Genomic DNA, 24,909 nt, shown 5'->3' on the forward strand with positions numbered 1-24,909 from the left:
CGCGCACCGGTCCGCGCGCCGGCCGGCTCAGTCCCACCCGTCCGTCTCCCGCTTGCGCTTCCCGGGCGCCCACCCGAAGAGGCCGCCGGTGTGCAGCACATTGACGCCGACGATCCCGGCCCAGCTCACCAGCAGCCCGATCAGGTCCGCCTGGGCCGCGCCGATCGCGGACAGCGGTATCGCCAGGACCAGGGAGACGGTGGCGAAGCCGAAGCGCTCGCCGTAGCCGTTGCCGGGCGCGGACCGCGGGCGGGCCGGCAGGGCGCCGCGCGCGACCTGCATCTGCTGCTCGGCGAACTGCCGGCGCACCCGCTGGTCGACCGATGTGTCGAGCTTCTCCAGGAAGCGCTCGACCAACTCCGACTCGTACTCCGGCCCCAGCTCCTTGCGGGTCTGCAGGGTCGCGTCGAGTTCTTTCCGCAACTCCGGGTCATGGGTAGCCATGCTGCCGAGATTACGGACGGGAGGCGGGCCGCGCGGTAGGGCTTTCCCCCGTATTCGTGGGGGTGGCTCCCGGCTCTTCCGGCTCCTCCAGGGCGGCGGGCGGGACACGGCCGGTGTCGTCGCGGGCGACGGTCCAGTACAGGGCGGCGGGTACGGCCAGGCCGACGAGCCAGGAGATGTCGGCGCCGCCGAGCGGGGAGACCAGCGGGCCGGTGTAGAAGTGGGTGGCCAGGAAGGGGAACTGGGCCAGCACCCCGGCCGCGTACACCGCCAGTGCCCGGCCGTTCCAGGCGCCGTAGCGGCCCGACGGGTCGCTGAGCGCCGGGATGTCGTACCGCTCCTTGGAGATCAGGTAGTAGTCCACCAGGTTGATCGCCGACCAGGGGGTGAAGAAGGTCAGCAGGAACAGCAGGAAGTCCTTGAACGAGGTGAGGAAGGAGTCCTTGCCGAGCAGGGCGACGGCGGTGCCCGCGAGCATGATGCCGGTGATGTACACGGCCCGGCCGCGCGGCGTGATCGTGCTCCCCTCGCCCCCGGCGCCGGGCGGCCCCGGCCTGCGGAAGCCGCTGACGCTGGTGACCAGCGACATGAAACCGCCGTAGGTGTTCAGCACGTTGATGGTCAGCTTGCCGAGGGCGATGACGAAGTAGAGCGCCGAGGCGATCAGGCCGGTGCCGCCCAGGGAGACGACGTACGAGACCTCGTGGCCGACGAAGGCGGCGGGGGCCGCGGCGGCGGCGAGCGCGCCGAAGGTCATCGACCACTGCGAGCCGAGGACCGAGCCGGACAGCGTCCACCAGAAGGTGGCGCGGGCGGAGGTGTGCCGGGGGAGATAGCGGGAGTAGTCGGCGACGTACGGGCCGAAGGCAAGCTGCCAGGAGGCGGACAGCGAGACGGCGAGGAGGAAGAGCGGGAAGGAGAAGGACCGGTCGTGCAGCAGCACGGCCAGGTCGGCCCGCTCCAGCAGGCGCGCGCCGAGGTAGAGGAAGGCCAGCGCGCAGACGGCGCTGGCGACGCGGCCAAGGAGGTGGACGAGCCGGTAGCCGACCGCGGCGGCGACGGCCGTGACCACGGCGAAGACGACGATGCCCGGAGTGTCGCCCAGGTGCGTCAGCTCACCGACCGCCTGCCCGGCCAGGACCGTGCCGCTGGCGAAGAAGCCGATGTACATCACGATGACCAGGGCCAGCGGCACCACCGCGCCGCGCACCCCGAACTGCGCCCGGGAAGTGATCATCTGCGGCAGGCCGAGGCGCGGCCCCTGGGCCGAGTGCAGCGCCATGACCGCGCCGCCGAGGAGGTTGCCGAGCAGCAGACCGGCCAGGGACCAGAAGGCGCCGGCGCCGAACACGACGGCCAGGGCGCCGGTGACGACGGCGGTGATCTGCAGGTTGGCGCCGAGCCAGAGGGTGAACTGGCTGACCGGCGTGCCGTGGCGTTCGTCGTCCGGGACGACGTCGATCGTGCGCTGTTCCACCACTGCCGCCATCGGCTGCCCTCTTCCGCGCATCGGCTGTATGAGTTGATGCAGGATCGGCGCGGGTGAATGGAAAAATCAATACCCGGGACCGGAAAAGGGAGAACCGGGGGCTTCGGGAGCGGCCGCGGGCGCGGTCCCGGCTCCGGGCGTACGGACATCCGCGCAGACCGCGGGCTCCAACGGGCGCGGCTCGTCCGCGTACGAGACCGGGAGCCGGCGCATCAGTCCGTCCTCGGTGATGGCGTACTGCCCCAGGCGCCACAGCGGCGGCGAGTACGCGTGCAGGCTCACCGCGTCGTCGGTGGCGCCGGTGAGGCGGTGGATGTGGTCCGGGCCGAAGCAGAAGGAGGCGCCGGCCCGGACGGCGGTGGCCAGGTGCGCGCCGCCGATCCGCGGGTTGGACTCGGTCAGCACGCCCTGGACGACCCGGACCGCGCCGGACGAGAGGTCGTGGTCGTGCCAGCCGGTGTCGTTCCGCCGGGTCCAGCACAGCAGCCAGATGTCGACATAGGTGTCCCGGTGGAGGGAGGCGTAGTGCCGCTCGGCGTCGGAGAAGGCGACCTCGCCGCGCCAGAGGCCGGGCGCGAGGGCCAGCCGGTCGACCAGGGTGCGCAGTTCACGCTTGCCGAGGTTGCGGTCGGGGAGGGCGGCGAAGAGCGCGGAGGCGTCGTGCGGCGGGGGCGCCGCGGGGACCTCGGGGGACATGTGCGGGCTCCTTACGCCGGGCCGAGGAGGCGGGCGGGATTGGCGGTGCGCAGGGCGTGTACGGCTGCGGCGCCGAGGTCGGGCACGTCCGGTACGGCGTACGGGCGGTCGCTGCCGCTCACCACCGCGTCGATGCCGACGGCGCGCACGACCGCGTCCACGGCGCGTGTGCCGTAGGAGGAGGTGTCGTAGAAGACGCCGGGGTCGACGCGCCCGCGGTCCCGGCCGCCGCGCGCGGCGAGCCGTTCGCCGTGCAGCGGGGCGAGGCCCGCGAGGGCGGCGAAACAGACGCGCAGGCGCGGATGGCGGGGGCGGCCGAAGGCGCGGAAGGCGAACCAGGCGGCGTGCAGTTGCTGGAGGTACGGGACCAGGGCGGGCCACCAGGGAGGGCTGCCCGGCAGGGCCGGGGGAGCGGGGCCGGGGTGGATGAACAGGGGTCTGTCCAGGTCTTCCACGGCGTCGAGGAGAGGCGCGCAGCGCATCCACCCGGTGGCGTCGAGCAAGGCGGTGGCGGGGAGTTGCAGCCCGGCGCAGCAGCCGTGCGACGGAGGCGGGGCCGGGGATCCGGGCGGACAGGCAGGGTGAGGCCCAGACGCCGAAGGGGGCCGGCAGCGCGAGCGCGCCCTCGTGGAAGGCGTCGAGCAGCGGGACGGCCTCGGCGGGCGGCAGGAATTCGACGCCGAGCGGGCTGGAGAGGCAGATCAGGGCCCGGTCGAGCCCGTCGCTGCGGGCCAGCTCCGTCCGGGCGGTGAGGTCGTGGTCGGCGGGGTCGACGGTGTACGGGGTTTCGCCGGGCAGATGGAGCGTCCAGCCGTCCAGGCGGGGCGGTACGCGGCGGGCGCGCAGCAATTCGGTGAACTGCTGTGGCCACACGTGCTGGTGGACATCGGAAGGCACGGACTTCCTCCCGTGGGTGGAGGAGGTTAACCGCTTCAGTGATGCGATTGAGTGAAGCGATTAACCAAAGCGGCGTCAAGGGAACGGCAGGGGCGCCCGCGCGCACCCGACGGCGGACGGGCGGCACAACACGCGGGAGACGCCGGTGCCTTGGGTAGGCTTCCGGCATGGTCAGGCCCCGTAAGCGCCCCACCCTCCGCGAGGTGGCCGAGGCCACCGGGCTCTCCACCGCCGCCGTCTCCTACGCCCTGCGCGGCACGCACGTCTCCAAGGAGACCGAGGAACGGGTGCGCAAGGCCGCCGCCGAACTCGGCTACGAGGCGGACCCCATCGCCCGCGCCCTGGCCAGTGGCCGGACGAGCATGGTCGGCGTACTGGCCGGCGACCTCCAGGACCTGTGGCAGCAGCAGTTGATGGCGGCGATAGGACGGGAGCTGCTCGCGGGCGACCGTTACGCCCTGATCCTCGACGCGGGCGGCGATCCGCAGCGCGAACTCGCCCTGGCCAAACAACTGCGCGACCAGCGCGTGGACGGCCTGCTGGTGTCCCCGGTCGACCCCTCGGCGGCGGGCTGGGCGCCGATCGCCGAGGCGGTGCCGGTGGTGTCCATCGGGGACTCGCTGCGCCGCGCCCGTACGGCGGGCGAGGTGCTGTTCGACAACCGCGCCGGGATCGACGCCGTACTGGAGTACTTGACGGGGCTGGGCCACCGCCGGGTCACCGTCCTGACGCCGACCGGCCCGTCCACCCCCGACCGGCCCGCCGACGTGTACGTACGGGAGGCCGCCGGACGCCTCGGCATCACCGCCGAAGTCCTGCCGTGCGCCCAGGAACTGGGCGAGGCGACGGCGGTAGCGCGGCGCGTGCTGGGCGGCGGCGGGCCGGGCGGGGCGACGCCGACGGCGGTGTTCTGCTTCTCCGACTCGATCGCGTACGGGGTCTACGCGGCGGCGGCCGAGGCGTCGCTGACGGTCGGCCGGGACGTCTCGGTGGTCGGCTTCGACGACCACCCCGTCTCCCGGGTGCTCACCCCGCCCCTGACCACGCTGGACTGGGGACTGGCCGGCATCGCCGAGGAGGCGGCGCGGCTGGCCGTCGCGGCGATCGAAGGGCGGCGCGTGCGGCGCAAGCGGATGCTGTGCGCGCCGCGGCTGAGCGAGCGGGGGTCGGCGGTACGGGCGGGTGGCCGCCCGTGACGCGGGCTCCACGGCCCGGCGCCCTTGCCCGACTGTATATCGTCATGCAGAGTCATCAGTGAGTGAATAGGGGCTGTCGGGGAAGGGAGCCGCGCGCCATGCCGTCCCGGACTCCGCACCAGGGCAGCCGGCCCGGCCGTACACCGGCCGCGGCGCGTTCCGCCGGGGCCGTGCCCACGGTCGCCCTCGAAGGACGCGGTCTTGGCGTGGCCGTCGCCGACGACGGGCACGGCCTGCGCCTGCTGCGCAGCCACGCCGGGGCGATCGGCGACCCGCTGTCCGCTGCCCGCCCGCGAGGTGCGCGCCATGCTCGCCGTACGCGCCGACCAACTGCCGGCGGGCGGTGCGGGACCGCGCCCCGCGGTGTCCACCGTGGGCGGCGGGACGGGGAACGTGTCCCGATTACGTACAGTCGGGCGGCGGGACGGGACCCGCGCGGTACACCGCCGCCCCGCACGACCAGGAACCACATGAAGGCCGGGAGCACGGCCGCGAACACGGCCGGGAGGCAGCGATGAACGGGGACGGCGGCGAGGACCGCGGCGGTACGGCGGCGGAAGCGGAAACGGACGAGGGCATGCGGGGGACACCGGAGCCCGGTCCCGGAGCGGACACCGGCACGGCGGCGCGCCTGCAGAAGCTCTTCGAAGGACACCGTCTCACCCCGACCCAGCGGCGCATCGCGCACTGCATGGTGCGCCGGGCCGCCGACGCGCCCTTCCTCTCCAGCGTCGAACTGGCCGAACTGGCCGGGGTCAGCCAGCCCTCGGTGACCCGCTTCGCGGTCGCCCTCGGCTTCGACGGCTACCCGGCGCTGCGCAAGCACCTGCGCGAGGTCGCGCCCGCCGCGACGGCGCGCGGCACCGGGACGTACAACGAGTACCAGCAGGCCGTGCAGGCCGAGATCGACAACCTGCGGCACCTCGCGGCGGTGCTGGCCGACCCGGGCCCGGTGGTCCGGGCGGGCCGGCTCTTCGCGGCCTCCCGGCCGCTGCCGGTCCTCGGGCTGCGGGCGGCGACCGCGCAGGCCGCCGGTTTCGCGTACTTCGCCCGCAAGGTCCACCCGGACGTCCGGCTGCTCGACGAGGGCGGCACGATGCTCACCGACCGTATCGACGCGGCGGTGCAGGCGGGCGCGAGCACCCTGTTGTGCTTCGCGCTGCCGCGCCACCCGCGCGAGGTGGTGGACGCCCTGGAGTACGCGCGCGCCGCCGGCCTGACCGTCGTGACGGTCGCGGACAGCGCCTTCGCGCCGGTCGCCCGCCACACCGACCTGCTGCTGCCCGCCGCGGTCGGCACCGGCCTCGCCTTCGACACGGCCTGTGCGCCGATGCTGCTCGGCCGGGTGCTGCTGGAGGCGATGTGCGACGCGCTGCCGGACGCGCAGGCGCGGCTGGAGGAGTTCGACGCGAAGGCGGCCGAGCGGGGGCTGTTCGTGGAGTAGGGCGTGTCTTTTGGATCAGCCTGGAGCAGCCCGCGGCGTCTGGTGCGGTGCATCGCAAGGCGGAGCATTGCCCTCGGACTGGGTGTCCGTGGGTGATGCGACAACGCCGCGAGGTGCCGTGCCAGGCGTCGCGGGCCCAGGATGATCCGAAAGACGCGCCCTAGGCCCGCCCGGCGCACCTCGCGGTTTCAGGGAATTCTCAGACGGGCTGGCTACCATCCGCCGCCGTGACGTCGGTCCGTGGCCGGACCGTGGAGCGAGGAGGTTGTCGTGGGTCGCGGGGCTGTTGCGCTGGCGCGGGTGGCGGTGCTGGTACGGGCGCCGGCCGGGTGGCTGTGGTGGCCGGGTGTGCTGGCCGCGGGGGCGGGCGCGCTGGTGCCCGGCCTGACCGGGCGGCGGATCGGGGTGTACGCCGGGGCGGCGCTGTTCGTCGTCGCGGCGTACGGGGTCTTCGCGGTGCGCCGCAAGCGGTACGCGCGCCTGGCGAAGGCGGCGTCCCGGGCCGGTAGGTCGGTGATCCTCCAGGACCGTGCCGTGACGCTGCGGGTCTGGCGCCGGGCGCACCGCTGGTGGCTGCTGCTTGCGTTCCTGGCGGCGGTCGGTTCTTCGTTCGTGCTGCCCGCGGCGGGCGGGATGCTGCTGGCCGGGGCGGGGCTCGGGCTGTGGGCCAAGGCGCTGTGGCTGGGCCGCTGGGAGCGGGAGCACGACGCGCTGCTGTGGGTCCGTACGGAGGCGGCCGTACGCGGCGGGCCCGCGGGGAAGGACGTCCGCGGCTATCTGACGACGGGTGTGGCGGCCAAGGACGCGCGTCCGGGCGGGGCGAAGGCGGCCCGGCCGAAGACGGCGAAGGTCTGATGGCGCGGGGGGAAACGTCACTCCCCCCGCACGCGCAGCACGAGCCGGTTCACGCCCCACAGCGCGATGCCGATCACCACCAGCACCGCGGCCCGTACGTACACCTCCGCCGCCCGGTCCGCCAGCGGACTGGCCAGGAGGAGGGCCCCGGCGGCCCCGAGCACCGAGAACACGGTCGGCGTACGGAAGTGGGGGTGCGGCACCCGGTCGCGGCGCAGCACCAGCACCGCCACGTTGACGACCGCGAAGACGCACAGCAGCAGGAAGGCCGTCGTGTCGCCGAGCCCTTCGATCTCGCCGGTGAGGACCAGGCCCAGGGCCAGCGCCGTGGTCAGCGCGATACCGACGACGGGCGTGCGGCGGCCCGGCAGGACGCGGGCCACGGCGCGCGGCAGGATGCGCTCGTTGGCCATGCCGTAGCAGAGCCGGGAGGCCATCATCATGTTGATCAGCGCGGAGTTGGTGACCGCGCACAGCGCCATCAGCGCGAACACCGTCGGCGGGAACGTCGCGCCGCTCGCGTGCACCACCTCCAGCAGCGGCGCCGACGACTCCTGGAGCCGTCGGTGGTCGACGAGCAGCGACGAGACCAGGGCCACCAGGACGTAGACGGTGCCGGTGATCCCCACCCCGAGGAAGATCGCGCGGGGGAAGTTCCGGCCGGGGGCCTGGGTCTCCTCCGCCATGTTCACCGAGTCCTCGAAGCCGACGAACGCGAAGAAGGCGAGTCCGGTGGCGCCCAGTACGCCGGTCAGCACCGCGAAACCGGTACCGCCGGTGTCCAGCTCGGCCAGCCGCGCCGGCTCCCCGCCGCCCGTCCAGACCGCGGCCACCCCCAGCCCGATGATGATCAGCAGGCCGGACACCTCGACCAGGGTCAGCACCACGTTCGCCTTGACCGACTCCGCCACGCCGCGCAGGTTCAGCGCGGCCAGCGCCAGCACGAACACCACCGCCACCAGGGTCGGCGGCAGATCCGCGAAGGTGCGCAGATAGTCGCCGCTGAAGGCGCGGGCCGCGGCGCTCGCCGAGGACAGGCCCGAGCACATCACCATGAAGGCGACCAGGAACGTCAGGAACGGCACCCGGAACGCCTTCTGGGTGTAGAGCGCGGCCCCGGCCGCCTTCGGGTACTTGCCGACCAGCTCCACGTACGAGGCGGCGGTCAGCGCGGCGATCCCGAAGCCGATTACGAAGGGCAGCCACAGGGCGCCGCCGACCTTGCCCGCGACCTTGCCGGTGACGGCGTACACGCCGGTGCCGAGGATGTCCCCGACCACCAGCAGCACCAGCAGTTTGGGACCGATGGCGCGGCGCAGCGGGGTGCCGGCGCCGCTCGGACCGGCCGGTACCGGGGAGTCCGTGGAGGGGGTCTGCATGAGCCCGGGATGCCCGCTCCGGAAGATCTTTAGAGCTGGGTGAGCGCGTCCCCGTACGCGCCGCCGCTCTCCGCGACCAGTTCGGCCACCCGCTGCGCGGCCCGTACGGTCGCCCAGCGCACGCCCCCGTCCGGGCCCGGCGCGTACCCGTGCACCCCGGGGCGGGGGAGCGAGTTGTACGCGAAGTGGGTGGAGAAGTAGTACGCGCCGGTGTCCAGGAGGGCGACGTGGTCGCCCGGCTCCAGGGGCGGCAGCGGACGGTCGCGGGCGACCAGGTCGCCCGCGAAGCAGCAGGGCCCGGCGACGTCCTGGGCGACCGCTTCGCCGGTCTTGGGGCGCCCCTGCGCGTCGTACGCGGCGACCCGCACCGGCCAGGAGTCGGGCGCGAAGACCGTACGGGTGGCGATCTGCGCCCCCGCGTGGGTGACCGCGATACGCCGCCCCCCGGCCGACTTGGTGTACTCGACACGGGCCAGGACCAGGCCGTGCTTGGCGAGCAGCGAGCGGCCGAACTCGGTCACCAGCCCGTACCGGCCGTCGAAGAGCCCCGGCACGGTGCGGCGCAGCAGCCGGGCGTGGTCGCGGTACGTGGGCGACACCGCGTCGGACGCGAAGTTCACCGGCAGGCCCCCGCCGATGTCCAGGGTGGTGACCTGGGCCCGCGCCGCCTTCTCGTTGATCTCCTCGGCCAGCTCGTACAGCACCCGCACCCCGTCCGCCATCAGCTCCGGCGGCATCCCCTGGGACCCGACGTGGGCGTGCAGCCGGGTCAGCCACGGCCGGTCCAGGAAGGCCCGTACGACCCGCTCGCGGGCGTCCGCGTCGCGCAGCGCCACGCCGAACTTCGACGTGTCGGTGGCGGTGCTCATCGCGTCGATGCTGCCGCCGCCGAGCTGCGGGTTGACGCGCAGGCCCAGCGGCGAGGCGGTCGGCGCGGAGGCGGTCAGGGCGTCCAGGCGGTCCAGCTCACCGAAGCTGTCGGCGTTGACGGCGATGCCGAGGGCGAGCGCTTCGCGCAGCTCGGCGGGGGTCTTGGCGGGCGAGTCCAGCACGGTACGGGACGGCGGCACACCGGCCGCGCGGGCCAGCGCCAGTTCGCCGGGACTGGCCACCTCGCAGCCCAGCCCCTCCCGCGCGAGCAGGCGCAGTACGGGGACGAGCGAGGCGGCCTTCACGGCGAAGGCGTGCAGGACCGGCGTGCCGGGCGCGGTGAACTCCTCGAACGCGGCGCGCAGTTCGGCGGCGGACCGGCGGATTCCGGTGACGTCCAGGAGCCCCGCGACGGGGTCGGACGCGCTCACCAGCCCTTGGGCGACGGCTGACGCGACGGCGCGGTCCCGCAGTGCGGCGTCGGCGGAAGGCGGGGGCGGGGGCGTCGCGGGGCTCATGGCACCACTCCACCACCTGTCCGCCGTGGCCGCCATCGACCGGCCCGTCCGGCAGGCGGTGTTGACCTCTTCGGTACGCGGCAATAACGTCGCGGCGCTCTCACGAGGGGTCCCTTCACGCAGACGCGCGACGCGGAACGGTGGTGCGGGTTCATGCGATACCGGCACGTCCAGGCGAGACCGGCGGTGCGGCTCGGCACCCCGTATGCGCCGCCCCGGTCCCCGTACCCCGACGTGGCCGTGGTCGGCAGTGGCATCATCGGCGCGGCCTGCGCCGAGGCGCTCACCCGGCGCGGTGTACGGGTCACCGTGCTGGACCGCGCGCCGCTCGCCTCCGGTACGACGGCCCACGGCGAGGGCAACCTGCTGGTCTCCGACAAGCCGCCAGGACCCGAACTGTCCCTGGCCATGGACTCGTCGGCCCGCTGGCCGCGGCTGCTCGCGGAGCTGGAGGAGGAGATGGGTGACGAACCGGGCGGACGGCTCGCCGAGCGCTGCGAGTACGAGGCGAAGGGCGGCCTGGTCGTCGCCCTCGGGGAGGCGGGTGCCCGGGCGCTGGCCGGGTTCGCCGCCGCCCAGCGGGCCGCCGGTGTCACGGCCCACGAGGTCGCACCGGACGCCGTGCACGCCTACGAACCGCACCTCGCGCCGGGTGTCCGCGCCGCCGTCCACTACCCGCAGGACGCCCAGCTCCAGCCGGTCGCGGCGGCCGCCGCACTGCTCGGCGCCGTACGGCGGCGCGGCGGCGCGCTGCGGGCCGGGGTACGGGCGCTCGGTGTCGAACGCGGCACGGACGGGCGGGTGACGGCGCTGCGCACCTCGGCCGGGACGCTGCCGTGCGGGGCGGTCGTCAACGCCTGCGGGCCGTGGGCGGGCCGGTTCGCGGCGGAGGCGGGTGTGCCGCTGCCCGTGCAGCCGCGCCGGGGCCTGGTGCTGGTCACCGCGCCGCTGCCGCCGGGCACGGTCCGGCACAAGGTGTACGACGCCGACTACGTGGGCGCCGTCGGCAGCGGTGACGCCGACCTGCGCACCTCGACGGTGGTGGAGGCCACCCGGGGCGGGACGGTGCTCATCGGGTCCAGCCGGGAGCGGACCGGCTTCGAGGAACGTTTCCGCGTCGACATCCTGCGCGAACTGGCCCGTAAGGCGACGGCGCTGTTCCCGGTGCTGGGCCGGGTCCCGGTGATCCGCGCGTACGGCGGCTTCCGCCCGTACACCCCCGACCACCTCCCGGTCATCGGCCCGGACCCGCGTCTGCCGGGCCTGTGGCACGCCACCGGGCACGAAGGCGCGGGCATCGGACTGGCCCCCGCGACCGGCGAACTCCTCGCCCAGTTGTACGCGGGCGAACGGCCGTTCCTCGCCCCGGAGCCGTACCGGGTGGCGCGGCCCGGACTGACGGAGGAGGCGCGGTGTTCCGCGTGACGGTGGACGGCACCGAGCGGTGGGCCCGCACCGGCCAGACGGCCGCCGCAGTGCTGCTGGCGGCAGGGCGCGCCTCCTGGCGTACCACCCGGGGTGGCCGCCCGCGCGGGGTCTTCTGCGGGATCGGCGTCTGCCACGACTGTCTGGTGGTCGTCAACGGCGTACCGGACGTACGGGCCTGCCGACGGGTGGTCGAGGCGGGCGACCGCATCGAGACGCAGGAGGGCACGCCGTTGCCGGGCCTACCGCCGGAGACGGGAGCGTCCGCGCCGGTGGGGACGGTGCGCGAGGCGCCGGTGGTCGTCGTGGGCGCCGGCCCGGCGGGTCTGGCGGCGGCGCTGGCGGCGGCCGGGGCCGGGGCGCGGGTGACGCTGGTGGACGACGGGCAGCGGCCGGGCGGGCAGTTCCTCCGGCAGGCGGCGGACGGCCCGGCGCGGGGCGCGGCGGTCCGCGCCGTACAGGAGCATCCGCGCGTCGAGTGGCTTCCGGGGTGCACGGTATGGGCGCTGGAGCCGGGGGGTGGTCTGCACTCGGGCACGCAGGACCGTACGGACGCGGGCTGGACCGTACACGTCCTCCAAGGCCTCGCCGACGCCCCCGGCCGCACGGCGCACACGCTGCGCGCCGCCGCGCTCGTCCTGTGCACCGGCGCGTACGACCGGGCCCTGCCGTTCCCCGGCTGGGACCTGCCGGGCGTCGTCACGGCGGGCGCGGCGCAGGCCCTCGCCAAGGGCCAGCGGACGGCGATCGGCCGCCGGGTGGTGGTCTCCGGCACCGGACCCTTCCTGCTGCCGGTCGCGTCGTCGCTGCTCACCGTGGGGGCGCGCGTCCTCGGGGTGTACGAGGCGGGCTCGCCCGCCGCCTGGCTGCGCACCCCCGTGGCCGCGCTCCGCGACGGCCACGCCAAGCTGCCCGAACTGCTCACATACGCTGCCGGTCTGGCGCGGCACCGCGTGCCCTACCGGACCCGCCAGGCCGTCGTGGCGGCGCACGGACGGGACCGCGTCGAGGCGGTGACGGTGGCCCGCCTCACCGCCGACTGGCGCATCGTGCCCGGCACCGAACGCCGCGTCGAGGACGTGGACGCGGTCTGCGTCGGCTACGGCTTCACCCCGCAACTGGAACTCGCCCTCGCCGCGGGCTGCGCACTGCGCGACAACGCCTGGGTCGCGGTGGACGCCTGGCAGCGGACCTCCGTCCCCGGCGTGTACGCGGCGGGCGAGCCCACCGGCGTCGGCGGCGCGGCCCTCGCCGCCGCGGAAGGCGAACTGGCGGGGCTGGCGGCCGCCCGCCGGACGGTGCCCGCCGCCCATGTGGGCGCGCGCGCCGCGGCCGCCCGGCGGCGGGTCGTCGCGGGCCGCCGCTTCGCCCGGCTGCTCGCCGCGGCCCACCCCGTACGCGACGGGTGGCACACCTGGCTCGGCGAGGACACGCTCGTCTGCCGCTGCGAGGAGGTCCCGTACGGCGTCCTGCGTACGGCGGCGGGGGAGCGGGGCACGGACGGCGGGGCCGGTGGGGGCAGTCTCGCGGCCGACGGCATGTGCACGTTCAAGCTCACCACCCGCGTCGGCCTGGGCCCCTGCCAGGGCCGGATCTGCGCCCGAAACGCGGCCGCACTCGGCGGCCCGGACGCCCTCCCCGACCCCCAGACCGCCGACCGCCGCCCGATCGCCCAGCCGGTCCGCCTCGCGGACCTGGCCGCACCCGGCCCCGTGCCCCCGACCCCGCCGTACCGAGAGGACCCGTCATGACGGACCACGCGACGCCGCAGTCCCGTACGTCCCGCACCGCCGCCTCCCGTGCGCCGCTGACCGGCGTCATCGTCGCCACCACCCTGCCGTACGCCGAGGACCGGAGCGCCCCCGCCGGGCTCCGGCCGGACCTCGACCGGTACGCCGAGCACTGCCGCTGGCTCGTCGACAGCGGCTGTCACGGCGTCGGGCCGAACGGTTCGCTCGGTGAGTACTCCTCCCTCACCGACGACGAGCGGCGCGCGGTGGCCCGTACGGCCGTCGCGGCGGTGGGACGGGACGCGCGGGTCGTCGTCGGCGTGCACGGGGTCGGCTCGCACCAGGCGCGGCACTGGGCGGAACTGGCGGCCGAGGACGGCGCGGACGGCGTGCTCTGCCTGCCGCCCACCCTCTACCGGGCCAACACCGCCGAGGTCGTCCGGCACTTCGAGGAGGTCGCGGCCGTCGGCCTGCCGGTGATGGTCTACAACAACCCGCTCGACACGAAGGTCGACCTGACACCGGAGACGCTGCGCGAGGTCGCCGCGATCGACGGGGTCGTGGCGGTGAAGGAGTTCTCCGGCGACGTCCGCCGGGTGCTGCACATCAAGGAGCAGGCCCCCGGCCTGGACGTGGTGGCGGGCGCCGACGACCTGGTGCTGGAGGCGCTGCTGATGGGCGCCACCGGCTGGTTCGCCGGCTTCCCCAACGTCTTCCCCGCCGCCTGCGTACGCCTCTACGAGCTGGCCAGGGCCGGGCGGGTGGCCGAGGCGCGGGAGCTGTACGAACCGCTGGTCGCCGCGTTCCGGTGGGACTCGCGCACCGAGTTCGTGCAGGCGATCAAGCGCGGGATGGACATCGTGGGCCGGTACGGCGGGCCCTGCCGGCCGCCGCGCGGCCCGCTGCTGCCCGAGCACCGGCGGCAGTTGGACGCGGACATGCGCGGCGCCGTGCAGGCGCTGGAGATCTGGGCGAAAGCGGCCGGGTGATGGCGGCCGAGGGCACCCCGGCCCGGTTCGCCGCCCGCGCCCCTGCCCCGTCTGCCGCCCGCATCCCGCCCCCGTTCGCCGCCCGCAGCGTGCACACCTTCAGTGCCGTGGACTCGCACACCGAGGGGATGCCGACCCGCGTCATCACCGACGGCGTCGGCACCATCCCCGGCGCGACCATGGCCGACCGCCGTCTCCACTTCATCGAATACCTCGACCACATCCGCCAGTTGCTGGTCAACGAACCACGCGGGCACCCCGCCATGAGCGGGGCGGTCCTCCAGCCGCCGACCCGGCCCGACGCGGACTGGGGCGTCGTCTACATCGAGGTCTCCGGCTGTCTGCCGATGTGCGGGCACGGCACGATCGGCGTCGCGACGGTCCTGGTCGAGACGGGGATGGTGGAGGTCACCGAGCCCGTCACGACCGTACGGCTGGACACCCCGGCCGGGCTGGTGGCGGCCCGGGTCGCGGTCCGCGACGGCCGCGCCGAGCACGTCACCCTGCACAACGTTCCCTCGTACGCGCACGAACTGGACGCCGTGGTGAAGGTGCCCGGCTACGGCGAGGTCCGCTACGACCTGGCGTACGGCGGCAACTTCTACGCGATCACCCCGCTCGCCGCGCTGGGCATCCCGTTCTCCGCCGCCCACCTGGACGAGATCATCACCGCCGGGCTGGCGGTGATGGCCGCGGTGGACGAACGCGACCGGCCCGTCCACCCGGACGACCCGGCCATCTCCGGCTGCCACCACGTACAGTTCACGGCCCCCGGCACGCCCGGACCGGACGGCTCGGACTCCCGTAACGCCATGGTCATCCACCCCGGCTGGCTCGACCGCTCGCCCTGCGGCACCGGCACCAGCGCCCGGATGGCCCAGCTCCACGCGCGCGGCGGACTCCCGCTGCACCGGCCCTTCGTCAACGAGTCCCTGATCGGGACCCGCTTCACGGGCCGGCTGGTGGGCACCGGACGGGTCGGCGGCCGGGCGGCGGTCGTGCCCACGGTCACCGGGCGGGCCTGGATCACCGGCACGGCCCGGTACGTCCTCGACCCGGCCGACCCGTTCCCCCGGGGATTCGTGCTGTAGCGGAGGCGGTGGCGGGTTCCCGGTTCCGGGTGTGCGGCTGCGAAGGTGAACAGGTGTGCGCGGACGTCGCGCACGAGCGAAGAGGAAGCGGAGTACATGTTCACCAAGGGGATATCGGGCCGTCAGTACGCGCGGCGAGGGGCCTGCGCGCTGGCCGCCGCAGCCGCGGCGCTGGCGTTGCAGACCGGAACGGCGGCGGCTTCGGGCGCGGGCGGGGTGCCGGCCCCGGCCGCGCACTCGGCCCCGGCTTCCGCACCTGCCCCCGCGCCCGCCTCCGCTGTACGGATCACCGAGGGCCAGGTCGGGGAGGCCGCTCCCGGCGGCGCACTGCTCTACCCGAGCGTGACCAGTTGTCTGACCGTGACGGTTCACCTCGCGGACGGGCGCTTGGTGGGCGCGCACGCCAGCCTGTTCCAGGTGCCGGGGGAGTACCGCTCCGACCGTATCCTCGGCGCCCTGCGGGACCGGGTGGGCGGCCGGGACGTGACCGCGGTGGAGGTCAGGGGCGCGGTCGGCGCCTGGCTGCCCGGCTACTTCACCAAGGCGATCGAGAGCTACGGGGACGGCGAGAGCGTGCCGTTCCCCTCCGAACCCGACCCCGACGGCCTGGCGGCGGCGGTGGCCGACGGCCTGGGGCAGCCGCACGCGAAGGTCACCGTGACGGACGTGCCGGACGGCGACCAGACGGTGCGCTGAGGGAGCGGGCAGGCGGGCCGGGGCGGCGGACGGACCGCCCCGACCTGTTGACTAGCCCTATTCAGAACCCCAAGATGTGAATAGCTCGATCCATTCGCATCGACGTCAGGGAGGCACGGCCCATGTCAGGACCGCGACCCGTGCGGGCACCGCGCGGTACGGAACTGAGCGCCCGGGGATGGCAGCAGGAAGCCGCGCTGCGCATGCTGCAGAACAATCTCGACCCGGAGGTCGCCGAGCACCCGGACCAGCTCGTCGTCTACGGCGGCACCGGCAAGGCCGCCCGGGACTGGCGCTCCTTCGACGCGATGGTGCGCACCCTCACCACGCTCAAGCAGGACGAGACGATGCTCGTCCAGTCCGGACGGCCGGTCGGCGTCATGCAGACGCACGAGTGGGCGCCGCGGGTCCTGATCGCCAACTCCAACCTGGTGGGCGACTGGGCCAACTGGGAGGAGTTCCGGCGCCTGGAGGCCCTGGGCCTGACCATGTACGGGCAGATGACCGCCGGTTCGTGGATCTACATCGGCACCCAGGGCATCCTCCAGGGCACGTACGAGACGTTCGCCGCCGTCGCCGCGAAGAAGTTCGACGGCTCGCTCGCCGGGACGATCACCCTCACCGCCGGACTCGGCGGCATGGGCGGCGCCCAGCCGCTCGCCGTCACCATGAACGACGGCGTCGCCATCTGTATCGACTGCGACCCGCGGGCCATCGAGCGGCGCATCGGACACCGCTACCTGGACGTGAAGGCGGACAGCCTCCAGCACGCCCTCCAGCTCGCTGTGGAGGCCCGTGACCAGCGCAAACCGCTCTCCATCGGCCTGCTCGGCAACGCGGCGGAGCTGCTGCCGCAGATGCTCGCCGACGGCGCGCCGATCGACATCGTCACCGACCAGACCTCCGCCCACGACCCCCTCGCCTACCTCCCGGTCGGCGTGGACTTCGCGGACATGGCCACCTACGCGGCCGAGCAGCCCGCCGACTTCACCCGCCGGGCCCGCGAGTCGATGGCCCGCCACGTGGAGGCCATGGTCGGCTTCATGGACGCCGGGGCCGAGGTCTTCGACTACGGCAACTCCATCCGCGGCGAGGCCGAACTCGCCGGGTACAAGCGCGCCTTCGCCTTCCCTGGCTTCGTGCCCGCCTACATCCGGCCGCTGTTCGCCGAGGGCAAGGGGCCGTTCCGCTGGGCCGCGCTGTCCGGCGACCCCAAGGACATCGCCGCCACCGACCGGGCCATCCTGGACCTCTTCCCGGAGAACGAGTCCCTCGCCCGGTGGATCAAGCTGGCGGGCGAACGGGTGCACTTCCAGGGCCTGCCCGCCCGGATCTGCTGGCTCGGCTACGGCGAACGCGACAAGGCCGGCGAGCGCTTCAACGACATGGTCGCCGACGGCACCCTCCAGGCGCCCCTGGCCATCGGCCGCGACCACCTGGACTGCGGCTCGGTGGCGTCCCCGTACCGCGAGACCGAGGCGATGCTCGACGGCTCCGACGCCATCGCCGACTGGCCGCTGCTCAACGCCATGGTCAACGTCGCCTCCGGCGCCTCCTGGGTCTCCCTGCACCACGGCGGCGGCGTCGGCATGGGCCGCTCGATCCACGCCGGGCAGGTCACGGTCGCCGACGGCACACCGCTGGCCGGTGAGAAGATCCGCCGGGTGCTGACCAACGACCCGGGCATGGGCGTCATCCGGCACGTCGACGCCGGGTACGACCGCGCCGACGAGGTCGCGGCCGAGCGCGGCGTACGCATCCCGATGCGGGAGGGCGAGTGACCCCGCCGTACGACGGCCCGGCGAACGACGATCCGGCGGCCGGCGACCGGGCGGCGGACGGACGGGCGTCCGACGGCCGGGCGGCGGTAGCGGCGGACGGCCGGACGGCGGATGGTCGGGTGGCCGGCGTCGCCGGGAAGCCGGGGGCTCCGACGGGTGCCCCCGGGCGCTCCGGGAACCCGGCGGCTGCCGCCGGGGCGCCGGAGGGGCCGGGGAGTGCGGGCGCCGCCGGGCCGTCCTTCCACGAGATGTGGCGCGACCTCGCGCCCATCGGCCGCCACTCCGGCACCGGCGGCTACCGCCGCTTCGCCTGGACCGGCGCCGACGCCGACTGCCGGGCCTGGTTCGAGGCCCAGGCCCGCGCCCGCGGACTCGCCTACGAGCAGGACCGCAACGGCAACCAGTGGGCCTGGCTCGGCGCCGCGTCCGCCGCGGACGTGGCCCCCGGCGAAGCCGTCGTCACCGGCTCCCACCTCGACTCCGTCCCGGACGGCGGCGCCTTCGACGGCCCGCTCGGCGTGGTGTCCTCCTTCGCCGCGCTCGACGAACTCCGCCGCCGGGGCGCCGAGCCCGCCAAACCGCTGGCGATCGTCAACTTCGGCGACGAGGAAGGCGCCCGCTTCGGCCTGGCCTGCGTCGGCTCCCGGCTCAGCGCCGGACAGCTCACCGTCGAGGCCGCCCATGAGCTGCGGGACGGCGACGGGGTGACGCTCCCGCAGGCCATGGAGCGGGCCGGCCACGACCCGGACGCCATCGGCCCGGACCCCGACCGCCTCGCCCGCATCGGCGCGTTCGTCGAACTCCACGTCGAACAGGGCCGCGCCCTCGACCTGACCGGCGACCCCGTGGGCATCGCCTCCGCCATCTGGCCGCACGGCCGCTGGCGGTTCGACTTCCACGGCGAGGCCAACCACGCGGGCACCACCCGCCTGGCGGACCGGCGCGACCCGATGCTCACCTACGCCGCGACCGTGCTCGCCGCCCGCGAGAACGCCGAGCTGGCCGGCGCGCTGGCCACCTTCGGCAAGATCAGCGTCGAGCCGAACGGCGTCAACGCCATCCCGTCGCTGGTCCGCGGCTGGCTGGACTCCCGCGCCGCCGACCAGGAGACGCTGGACACCGTCGTCGCCGCCGTCGAGCGGGCGGCCGCCGAACGCGGCGCGCGCGACGGCGTCGACGTCCGGGTCACCCGGGAGTCCTTCACCCCCGTCATCGAGTTCGGGCACGCCCTGCGGGACGAGCTGGCCAAGATCCTCACCCACGCGGCGGACCGCCGCCCGGGCGGCGCCCGCGCGGTGCCCGTGCTGGGCACCGGCGCCGGACACGACGCGGGTATCCTGTCCGCCACCGTGCCCACCGCCATGCTGTTCGTACGCAACCCCACCGGCGTCTCGCACTCGCCCGCCGAACGCGCGGCCGAGGACGACTGCATCGCCGGGGTGACCGCACTCGCCGACGTACTGGAGGGCCTGGCGTGCAGGTGACGCCGCAGGAATCCGAGCCGTCCCCGCGACCCGGCGACCGGCCGCGACCGGCCGCCAGGACGACGTACTGGCTGGAACACGCCTGGCTCGGCACGCACGTCGAGCCGGGCGTGGCCGTGGACGTGGACCCGGCCGACGGCCGCATCAGCGCCGTACGCACCGAGGTCCCCGCACCGCCGCCGGGCGCCGAACCGCTGCGCGGCCTGACCCTCCCCGGCCTCGCCAACGCCCACTCGCACGCCTTCCACCGCGCCCTGCGCGGCACCGTCCAGGTCGGCTCCGGCACCTTCTGGACCTGGCGCGAGGTGATGTACCAGGTCGCCGCCAAGCTCACCCCCGACTCCTACTACGCCCTCGCGCGGGCCGTGTACGCGGAAATGGCGCTGACCGGCATCACCTGCGTCGGCGAATTCCACTACCTCCACCACGGACCGGGCGGCACCCGCTACGCCGACCCCAACGCGATGGGCGAGGCCCTGATCGCCGCCGCCGACGAGGCGGGCATCCGCATCACCCTGCTCGACACCGCCTATCTCTCGTCCGGCTTCGGCGCCCCGCCCGACCACCACCAACTGCGCTTCTCCGACGGCACCGCCGACGCCTGGGCCGAACGCGCCGCCGCCCTGAAGGACGGCCGCCCGCACGCCCGCGTCGGGGCGGCCGTGCACTCCGTACGCGCCGTGCCCGCCGACCAGCTCAGCACCGTCGCGGAATGGGCCGGGCACCGGGACGCGCCGCTGCACGTCCACCTCTCCGAGCAGACCGCCGAGAACGACGCCTGCCGCGCGGCCCACGGCCGCACCCCCACCGAACTCCTCGCCGCGCACGGCGTCCTGGGCCGCCGCACCACCGCCGTGCACGCCACCCACCTCACCGGCGAGGACGTCCGGCTGCTGGGCGACACCACCACCGGCGTGTGCATGTGCCCCACCACCGAACGCGACCTCGCCGACGGCATCGGCCCGGCCGTCCAGCTCCAGGCCGCCGGCAGCCCCCTGTCGCTCGGCAGCGACAGCCACGCCGTCATCGACCTCTTCGAAGAGGCCCGCGCGATGGAGCTGGACGAACGGCTGCGCACCCGCACCCGCGGCCACTGGACCGCCAACGCCCTGCTGCGCGCCGCCACCGCCGACGGCCACGCCGCCCTGGGCTGGGACGAGGCGGGCAGCATCGAACGCGGCGCGCTCGCCGACCTCACCACGGTCGCGCTGGACTCCGTACGCACCGCGGGGCCGCTGCCCCGGCTGGGCGCCGAGACGGCCGTATTCGCCGCCTCCGGGGCTGACGTGCGCCACACGGTGGTCGGCGGCCGCCAGGTCGTCCGCGACGGAGTCCATACGCTCGTGCCCGACGTCCCCACCGCACTGGCCGAGGCCATCGCGGCCGTACACGGCTGACCCCGCGGCCGAAGGAGAGCACCCCCACGATGAACACCGGCACCACGGCCGCGCACGGCCGCACCACCGCCATCACCAACATCACCACCCTCGTCACCAACGACCCCTCCCTCGGTGAAGGCCCCCTCGGTCTGATCCAGGACGCGGCCGTCGTCTTCGACGGCGACCGCGTCGCCTGGGTCGGTACGACAAGCAAAACACCCGCCACTGACAGTCACGTCGACGCGGGCGGCCGGGCCGGTATCCCCGGCTTCGTCGACTCCCACTCCCACCTGGTCTTCGGCGGCGACCGCACCGCCGAGTTCAACGCCCGGATGTCCGGCCGCGCCTACTCGGCCGGCGGCATCCGCACCACCGTCGCCGCCACCCGCGCCGCCACCGACGAGCAACTGCACGCCAACGTCGCCACGTACCTCGCCGAGGCGCTCCGCCAGGGCACCACGACCCTGGAGACCAAGTCCGGCTACGGCCTGACCGTCGAGGACGAGGCCCGCGCCCTGCGCATCGCCGCCGCCCACACCGACGAGGTCACCTTCCTCGGCGCGCACATCGTCTCCCCCGACTACGCCGACGACCCGGCCGGCTACGTCGACCTGGTCACCGGCCCGATGCTGGACGCCTGCGCCCCGCACGCCCGCTGGATCGACGTCTTCTGCGAACAGGGCGCCTTCGACGGCGACCAGGCCCGCGCCATCCTCACCGCGGGCAAGGCCAAGGGCCTGCTGCCGCGCGTGCACGCCAACCAGTTGCACCACGGCCCCGGCGTGCAGATCGCCGTCGAACTCGACGCCGCCTCCGCCGACCACTGCACCCACCTGGACTCCGCCGACATCGACGCGCTCGCCAACAGCGCGACCGTCGCGACCCTGCTGCCCGGCGCCGAGTTCTCCACCCGCGCCCAGTGGCCCGACGCGCGTCCCCTCCTCGACGCGGGCGCCACCGTCGCCCTGTCCACCGACTGCAACCCCGGCTCGTCCTTCACCAGCTCGATGCCGTTCTGCATCGCCCTGGCCGTACGGGACATGAAGATGACGCCCGACGAGGCCGTCTGGGCCGCCACCGCCGGCGGCGCGGCAGCCCTGCGCCGTACCGACGTCGGCCGCCTGGCCCCTGGCGCCCGCGCCGACCTCGCCCTCCTCGACGCGCCCTCGCACGTCCACCTCGCCTACCGCCCGGGCGTCCCCCTCGTCTCCGACGTCTGGCACCGGGGCGTACGCGTCTGATCCGCGCCCTGGCGAGGTAACGGGTACCGGTCCCCGCGAAGATCACGTAATGTCCGGGACCGACACGGACAACTGTCGCAGTCACCCGCAGAGTCGGAGAAACCTCCGCCGGAGTCAGCTCGGCCGGAGGTGACTCCGGCGTGCGCGCGAGGTGGCGGCGCGGGGGAAAGGATTCTCATGCAGTCGACCCGCCTCAAGGCCCGTCTGGCCGGCACCGCGGCCACCGTCGCCGTCCTCGGCGGCGCCGCCCTGGCCACCGCGCCGGCCGCCGCGGCGAAGGCGAACGTGCTCTCCATCGACCAGGTGACGTACGACGGGCAGCGGCTCTCGGTGCACCTCGGCTACTCCTGCGACACCGGCTACACCTGGGGGCTGTCCGGCAAGGCGGTCACGACGGACGGACAGGCCGGCCCGGCGTCGTCCGCCGCCGGCACCGTCGCGATCGGCGACCTCACGTGCGACTACCGGACCCGCGCCCTGAAGCTGGACCTGACGCAGGCCGCCGGCGCGCACTTCGCCGCGGGCGACCAGGTGAAGGTCACCGTCGACTTCACCGAGGAGAACGGTCCGGGCCTGGAGGGCGAGGAGATCATCACCACGCTGCGGGCACCCGCGCCGACGCGGTAGGCACCCGCCGCAGCGCCGGTACAGCAGAGGAGGGCCCGTCCCGGACAGCCGGGGCAGGCCCTCTTCCACGCGGGCGGAGACCGGCCCGTCAGGCCGGCCGCGACCGCGAAGTGTCCGCCGGACTCACTCCTCGACCATCAGCCCCTTGCGGAGCTTGACGAGCGTGCGCGACAGCAGCCGCGACACGTGCATCTGGGAGATGTTCAGCTCCTCGCCGATCTCCGACTGCGTCATGTTGGCGACGAAGCGGAGCGAGAGGATCTTGCGGTCGCGCGGGGGCAGCTCGGCGATCAGCGGCTTGAGCGACTCGACGTACTCGATGCCTTCGAGGCCGTGGTCCTCGTAGCCGATGCGGTCGGCCAGCGCGCCTTCGTTGTCGTCCTCCTCCGGCTGGGCGTCCAGCGAGCTGGCCGTGTAGGCGTTGCTCGCGGCCATGCCCTCGACGACCTCGTCGTTGGTGATGCCGAGGCGTTCGGCGAGCTCGCTCACCGTCGGGGAACGGTCCAGCTTCTGCGCCAGCTCGTCGCCGGCCTTGGCCAGGTCCAGGCGCAGCTCCTGAAGGCGCCGGGGCACCCGTACGGACCAGCTCGTGTCACGGAAGAAACGCTTGATCTCGCCGACGATGGTCGGCATGGCGAACGTCGGGAACTCCACGCCGCGGCCGAGTTCGAAGCGGTCGATCGCCTTGATCAGGCCGATGGTGCCGACCTGGACGATGTCCTCCATGGGCTCGCTGCGGGAGCGGAACCGGGAGGCCGCGAACTTCACCAGCGCGAGGTTGAGTTCGACCAGGGTGTTGCGGACGTACGCGAATTCGTGGGTGCCTTCTTCCAGCGACTCCAGGCGCTGGAAGAGCGTCTTGGACAGGGCCCGCGCGTCCACCGGCCCCACCTCGGTGTACGGGGGGATCTCGGGCAGCCCGTCGAGCTCGGGGATTCCCGCCGTGTCCGGTGCGGACGATTCAGATGTGATCTGCGGGGAATGAGTCGTTCGGGACTGTTCGGGCAGGGCGGCCTCGGACAGGACGGCCTCGGTGAGGGCGGCCTCCGCGAGGGTGGTCTCTGACAAGGGAGTCGACGACGCGGTCTCCGTGGTGTCTTCGGTGCGCAATTCGTCGAGCCGGGGTGACATGTTGTCCTCCATCGTTCTCGGCATATGGCTGCCGATGCCTCTACGCGAAGCTGCGGTGTGCGGCGCCTCCAAAGCCGGCCGTTTCGAATGTGTCCTTACTACGCCTACCTGGGTTTGCCGGAAGATGGCAAGTGCGTGTTGTCCGGGTTTGCTGAGAATTGCGTATTGTTCGGCTACCGGCTGTGTGGATCGAAGGCGTAGTGTTCGGTCAGCGCAGTCGTAAGCAATCGGACGCCGAGACAGCAAGAGGGGTGCACGCGCATGGACCGCGGGACGGTCGGCAGTGCCAGTCGGGGACGGCTCAATGTCGCGATCCGGCATCAGGGTGCCAGCGCGATCGTGACCGTCGCGGGTGAGCTGGATCACCACACCGCGGACCTGTTGCGGGAATCACTCGAGGGGTGCGTCGCGGACGGCTTCGCGCGACTGGTCGTCGACTGCTCGCAACTGGAGTTCATGGACTCCACCGGCTTGAACGTGCTGCTCGGCGCCCGCCTGAAGGCGGAGGCCGGGGGAGGCGGAGTACATCTGGCCGGAATGCAGCCGGTGGTGGCGCGGGTCTTCGAGATCACAGGCGCGGACGCGGTGTTCACCGTGCACGACTCCCTCGACAAGGCTCTCGCCGACTGACGGAGGCGACGGGGGCGGTGCGGTCGCGGGGGTTCCCCTCGTGCGCGTTGCCCGCGTCACAACTTCCGTACCCAAGAAGTGGGTGTTCTCACGGTCCCGTCGGGCAGGAGACATCTGAATCTGTTGAATCTGTCAGGTAACCGCTATCCGTGAAATGGCGAATCGGTGAGGTGAAGCGCTGATGAGCACCACCCGGCCGTACCCGCCGGGCGACCTCGGCCCGGAGCCGGGCAACGCCGGCGCTCCCTCCGCCTCCCCGGCCGTACCGGCCGGCCAGATCCGCAGGCTGCGCCTGGCGGGTGTGCAGGGAGCCGTCGCGCGAGGCCGTGACTTCGCACGGCAGGCCCTCCACGACTGGGGCTGGCTCCCGGCCGCCGGCGCCGACCAGCGGGCGGCCGCCGAGGACGTCCTGCTCGTGGTCTCCGAGCTGGTCACCAACGCCTGCCTGCACGCCGAGGGGCCCGAGGAACTCCGGCTGCGCAGCAACGCCAAGATGCTGCGCATCGAAGTGACCGACCTCGGCGCGGGCTCGCCCGCGCCCCGCACGCCCCACCGGGCGGGGCGGCCCGGCGGACACGGCATGTTCATCGTGCAGCGCCTGTGTCTGGACTGGGGGGTCGTACGCAACCCCGACGGCACGGGCAAGACCGTGTGGGCGGAGCTGGCGGCTCCCTCTTAGGGCCCCTGGGCGGGGCCCTCCTTCGCGCCCCGGGGCGGCGGGGCACGACATACGGCCGGGGGTGCCGCGTCCGGGGCGGCGCGGCTCCGGGGCCGCGCGGCCTGTGACGCGTACGTGCCCTGATGTGTGCCCGGCGATGCGTCCGCGCTCTGTGCCTCGTACGCATCCCGTGCCCCCTGCACCCCTCCCGCCCCGTGTTCCGCGCTCCCCGCCTTCCCCTGGCGTCCCGCGCCGTACG

Annotated in this window: 22 protein-coding genes and 1 pseudogene; 16 read left to right on the plus strand and 7 right to left on the minus strand. The window is 74.2% G+C overall.

The window, feature by feature from the left end; translation table 11 throughout:
* Positions 1-27: 27 nt before the first annotated feature.
* The 4 genes from EJG53_RS24670 to EJG53_RS43960 all read right to left on the minus strand — a co-directional run bounded on the left by EJG53_RS24670 (position 28) and on the right by EJG53_RS43960 (position 3,084).
* Positions 28-444, minus strand: a complete 417-nt coding sequence (locus EJG53_RS24670; protein ID WP_125046585.1) for a hypothetical protein — start codon at positions 442-444, stop codon at positions 28-30.
* Positions 445-454: 10 nt separating this feature from the next.
* The gene (locus EJG53_RS24675) at positions 455-1,933 is read right to left on the minus strand and encodes a purine-cytosine permease family protein (protein WP_125046586.1); all 1,479 of its coding nucleotides are present in this window, start codon (positions 1,931-1,933) and stop codon (positions 455-457) included.
* A gap of 66 nt (positions 1,934-1,999) precedes the next feature.
* On the minus strand, positions 2,000-2,629 hold the full coding sequence (locus EJG53_RS24680; RefSeq protein WP_244955311.1) for a cysteine dioxygenase: 630 nt from the start codon (positions 2,627-2,629) through the stop codon (positions 2,000-2,002).
* An 11-nt stretch (positions 2,630-2,640) separates the two neighbouring features.
* Positions 2,641-3,084 (minus strand): amidohydrolase family protein, encoded by a 444-nt coding sequence (locus EJG53_RS43960; protein ID WP_371858722.1) that lies wholly within the window; start codon positions 3,082-3,084, stop codon positions 2,641-2,643.
* 609 nt (positions 3,085-3,693) lie between these two features.
* Between EJG53_RS43960 and EJG53_RS24690 the strand changes: the two genes are divergently transcribed.
* The 4 genes and pseudogenes from EJG53_RS24690 to EJG53_RS24705 all read left to right on the plus strand — a co-directional run bounded on the left by EJG53_RS24690 (position 3,694) and on the right by EJG53_RS24705 (position 7,021).
* On the plus strand, positions 3,694-4,722 hold the full coding sequence (locus EJG53_RS24690) for a LacI family DNA-binding transcriptional regulator (RefSeq protein ID WP_125046587.1): 1,029 nt from the start codon (positions 3,694-3,696) through the stop codon (positions 4,720-4,722).
* Positions 4,723-4,928: 206 nt separating this feature from the next.
* Positions 4,929-5,094 (plus strand): annotated as a pseudogene (locus EJG53_RS42720) (histidine ammonia-lyase); the annotation flags it as partial.
* Positions 5,095-5,236: 142 nt separating this feature from the next.
* Positions 5,237-6,166, plus strand: a complete 930-nt coding sequence (locus EJG53_RS24700; protein WP_371858723.1) for a MurR/RpiR family transcriptional regulator — start codon at positions 5,237-5,239, stop codon at positions 6,164-6,166.
* 270 nt (positions 6,167-6,436) lie between these two features.
* Positions 6,437-7,021: a hypothetical protein gene (locus EJG53_RS24705; protein WP_125046588.1), complete on the plus strand. Its 585-nt coding sequence runs from the start codon at positions 6,437-6,439 to the stop codon at positions 7,019-7,021.
* A 17-nt stretch (positions 7,022-7,038) separates the two neighbouring features.
* On the opposite strand, the gene EJG53_RS24710 is transcribed toward EJG53_RS24705, so the two are convergent.
* Complete coding sequence (locus EJG53_RS24710; RefSeq protein WP_125046589.1) at positions 7,039-8,400, minus strand: APC family permease; 1,362 nt, start codon at positions 8,398-8,400, stop codon at positions 7,039-7,041.
* A 29-nt stretch (positions 8,401-8,429) separates the two neighbouring features.
* A complete protein-coding gene (locus tag EJG53_RS24715; RefSeq protein WP_125046590.1) occupies positions 8,430-9,788 on the minus strand; it encodes a type III PLP-dependent enzyme domain-containing protein in 1,359 nt (452 codons plus the stop codon).
* 153 nt (positions 9,789-9,941) lie between these two features.
* Here EJG53_RS24715 and EJG53_RS24720 point away from each other — a divergent pair, with 153 nt between their 5' ends.
* The 10 genes from EJG53_RS24720 (at position 9,942) to EJG53_RS24765 (ending at position 22,231) form a co-directional block, all read left to right on the plus strand.
* A complete protein-coding gene (locus EJG53_RS24720) occupies positions 9,942-11,213 on the plus strand; it encodes an NAD(P)/FAD-dependent oxidoreductase (protein ID WP_125046591.1) in 1,272 nt (423 codons plus the stop codon).
* Positions 11,201-12,964 (plus strand): FAD-dependent oxidoreductase, encoded by a 1,764-nt coding sequence (locus tag EJG53_RS24725; RefSeq protein ID WP_280526780.1) that lies wholly within the window; start codon positions 11,201-11,203, stop codon positions 12,962-12,964. Before EJG53_RS24720 ends, EJG53_RS24725 begins: the two co-directional genes overlap by 13 nt.
* Positions 12,961-13,932, plus strand: a complete 972-nt coding sequence (locus EJG53_RS24730) for a dihydrodipicolinate synthase family protein (protein WP_125046592.1) — start codon at positions 12,961-12,963, stop codon at positions 13,930-13,932. Before EJG53_RS24725 ends, EJG53_RS24730 begins: the two co-directional genes overlap by 4 nt.
* Positions 13,932-15,023, plus strand: a complete 1,092-nt coding sequence (locus tag EJG53_RS24735; protein WP_280526781.1) for a proline racemase family protein — start codon at positions 13,932-13,934, stop codon at positions 15,021-15,023. The genes EJG53_RS24730 and EJG53_RS24735 overlap by 1 nt, the downstream gene beginning before the upstream one ends.
* 96 nt (positions 15,024-15,119) lie before the next feature.
* A complete protein-coding gene (locus EJG53_RS24740) occupies positions 15,120-15,719 on the plus strand; it encodes a hypothetical protein (RefSeq protein ID WP_244955312.1) in 600 nt (199 codons plus the stop codon).
* Positions 15,720-15,841: 122 nt separating this feature from the next.
* A complete protein-coding gene (hutU, locus tag EJG53_RS24745; RefSeq protein WP_125046593.1) occupies positions 15,842-17,500 on the plus strand; it encodes a urocanate hydratase in 1,659 nt (552 codons plus the stop codon).
* 248 nt (positions 17,501-17,748) lie between these two features.
* Positions 17,749-18,984 (plus strand): allantoate amidohydrolase, encoded by a 1,236-nt coding sequence (locus EJG53_RS24750; protein ID WP_125049576.1) that lies wholly within the window; start codon positions 17,749-17,751, stop codon positions 18,982-18,984.
* Positions 18,985-19,055: 71 nt separating this feature from the next.
* A complete protein-coding gene (locus EJG53_RS24755; protein WP_125049575.1) occupies positions 19,056-20,381 on the plus strand; it encodes a formimidoylglutamate deiminase in 1,326 nt (441 codons plus the stop codon).
* 29 nt (positions 20,382-20,410) lie between these two features.
* Positions 20,411-21,604, plus strand: coding sequence for an imidazolonepropionase (hutI, locus tag EJG53_RS24760; RefSeq protein ID WP_125046594.1), 1,194 nt, complete (start codon positions 20,411-20,413; stop codon positions 21,602-21,604).
* Positions 21,605-21,781: 177 nt separating this feature from the next.
* Positions 21,782-22,231, plus strand: a complete 450-nt coding sequence (locus EJG53_RS24765; protein ID WP_125046595.1) for a hypothetical protein — start codon at positions 21,782-21,784, stop codon at positions 22,229-22,231.
* A gap of 123 nt (positions 22,232-22,354) precedes the next feature.
* Here the strand turns inward: EJG53_RS24765 and EJG53_RS24770 are convergent, their stop codons facing one another.
* A complete protein-coding gene (locus EJG53_RS24770; protein WP_174856574.1) occupies positions 22,355-23,362 on the minus strand; it encodes an RNA polymerase sigma factor SigF in 1,008 nt (335 codons plus the stop codon).
* 261 nt (positions 23,363-23,623) lie between these two features.
* Here EJG53_RS24770 and EJG53_RS24775 point away from each other — a divergent pair, with 261 nt between their 5' ends.
* Positions 23,624-23,992 carry an STAS domain-containing protein gene (locus tag EJG53_RS24775; RefSeq protein ID WP_031009365.1) on the plus strand — a complete coding sequence of 123 codons (369 nt, stop codon included), beginning with the start codon at positions 23,624-23,626 and terminating at the stop codon, positions 23,990-23,992.
* 181 nt (positions 23,993-24,173) lie between these two features.
* Entirely contained in the window at positions 24,174-24,671 is a 498-nt protein-coding gene (locus EJG53_RS24780; protein ID WP_125046597.1) for an ATP-binding protein, read from the plus strand.
* Positions 24,672-24,909 lie beyond the last annotated feature (238 nt).

It is taken from the genome of Streptomyces chrestomyceticus JCM 4735 (assembly GCF_003865135.1).
In the GTDB taxonomy this organism is placed as follows: Bacteria; Actinomycetota; Actinomycetes; order Streptomycetales; family Streptomycetaceae; genus Streptomyces; species Streptomyces chrestomyceticus.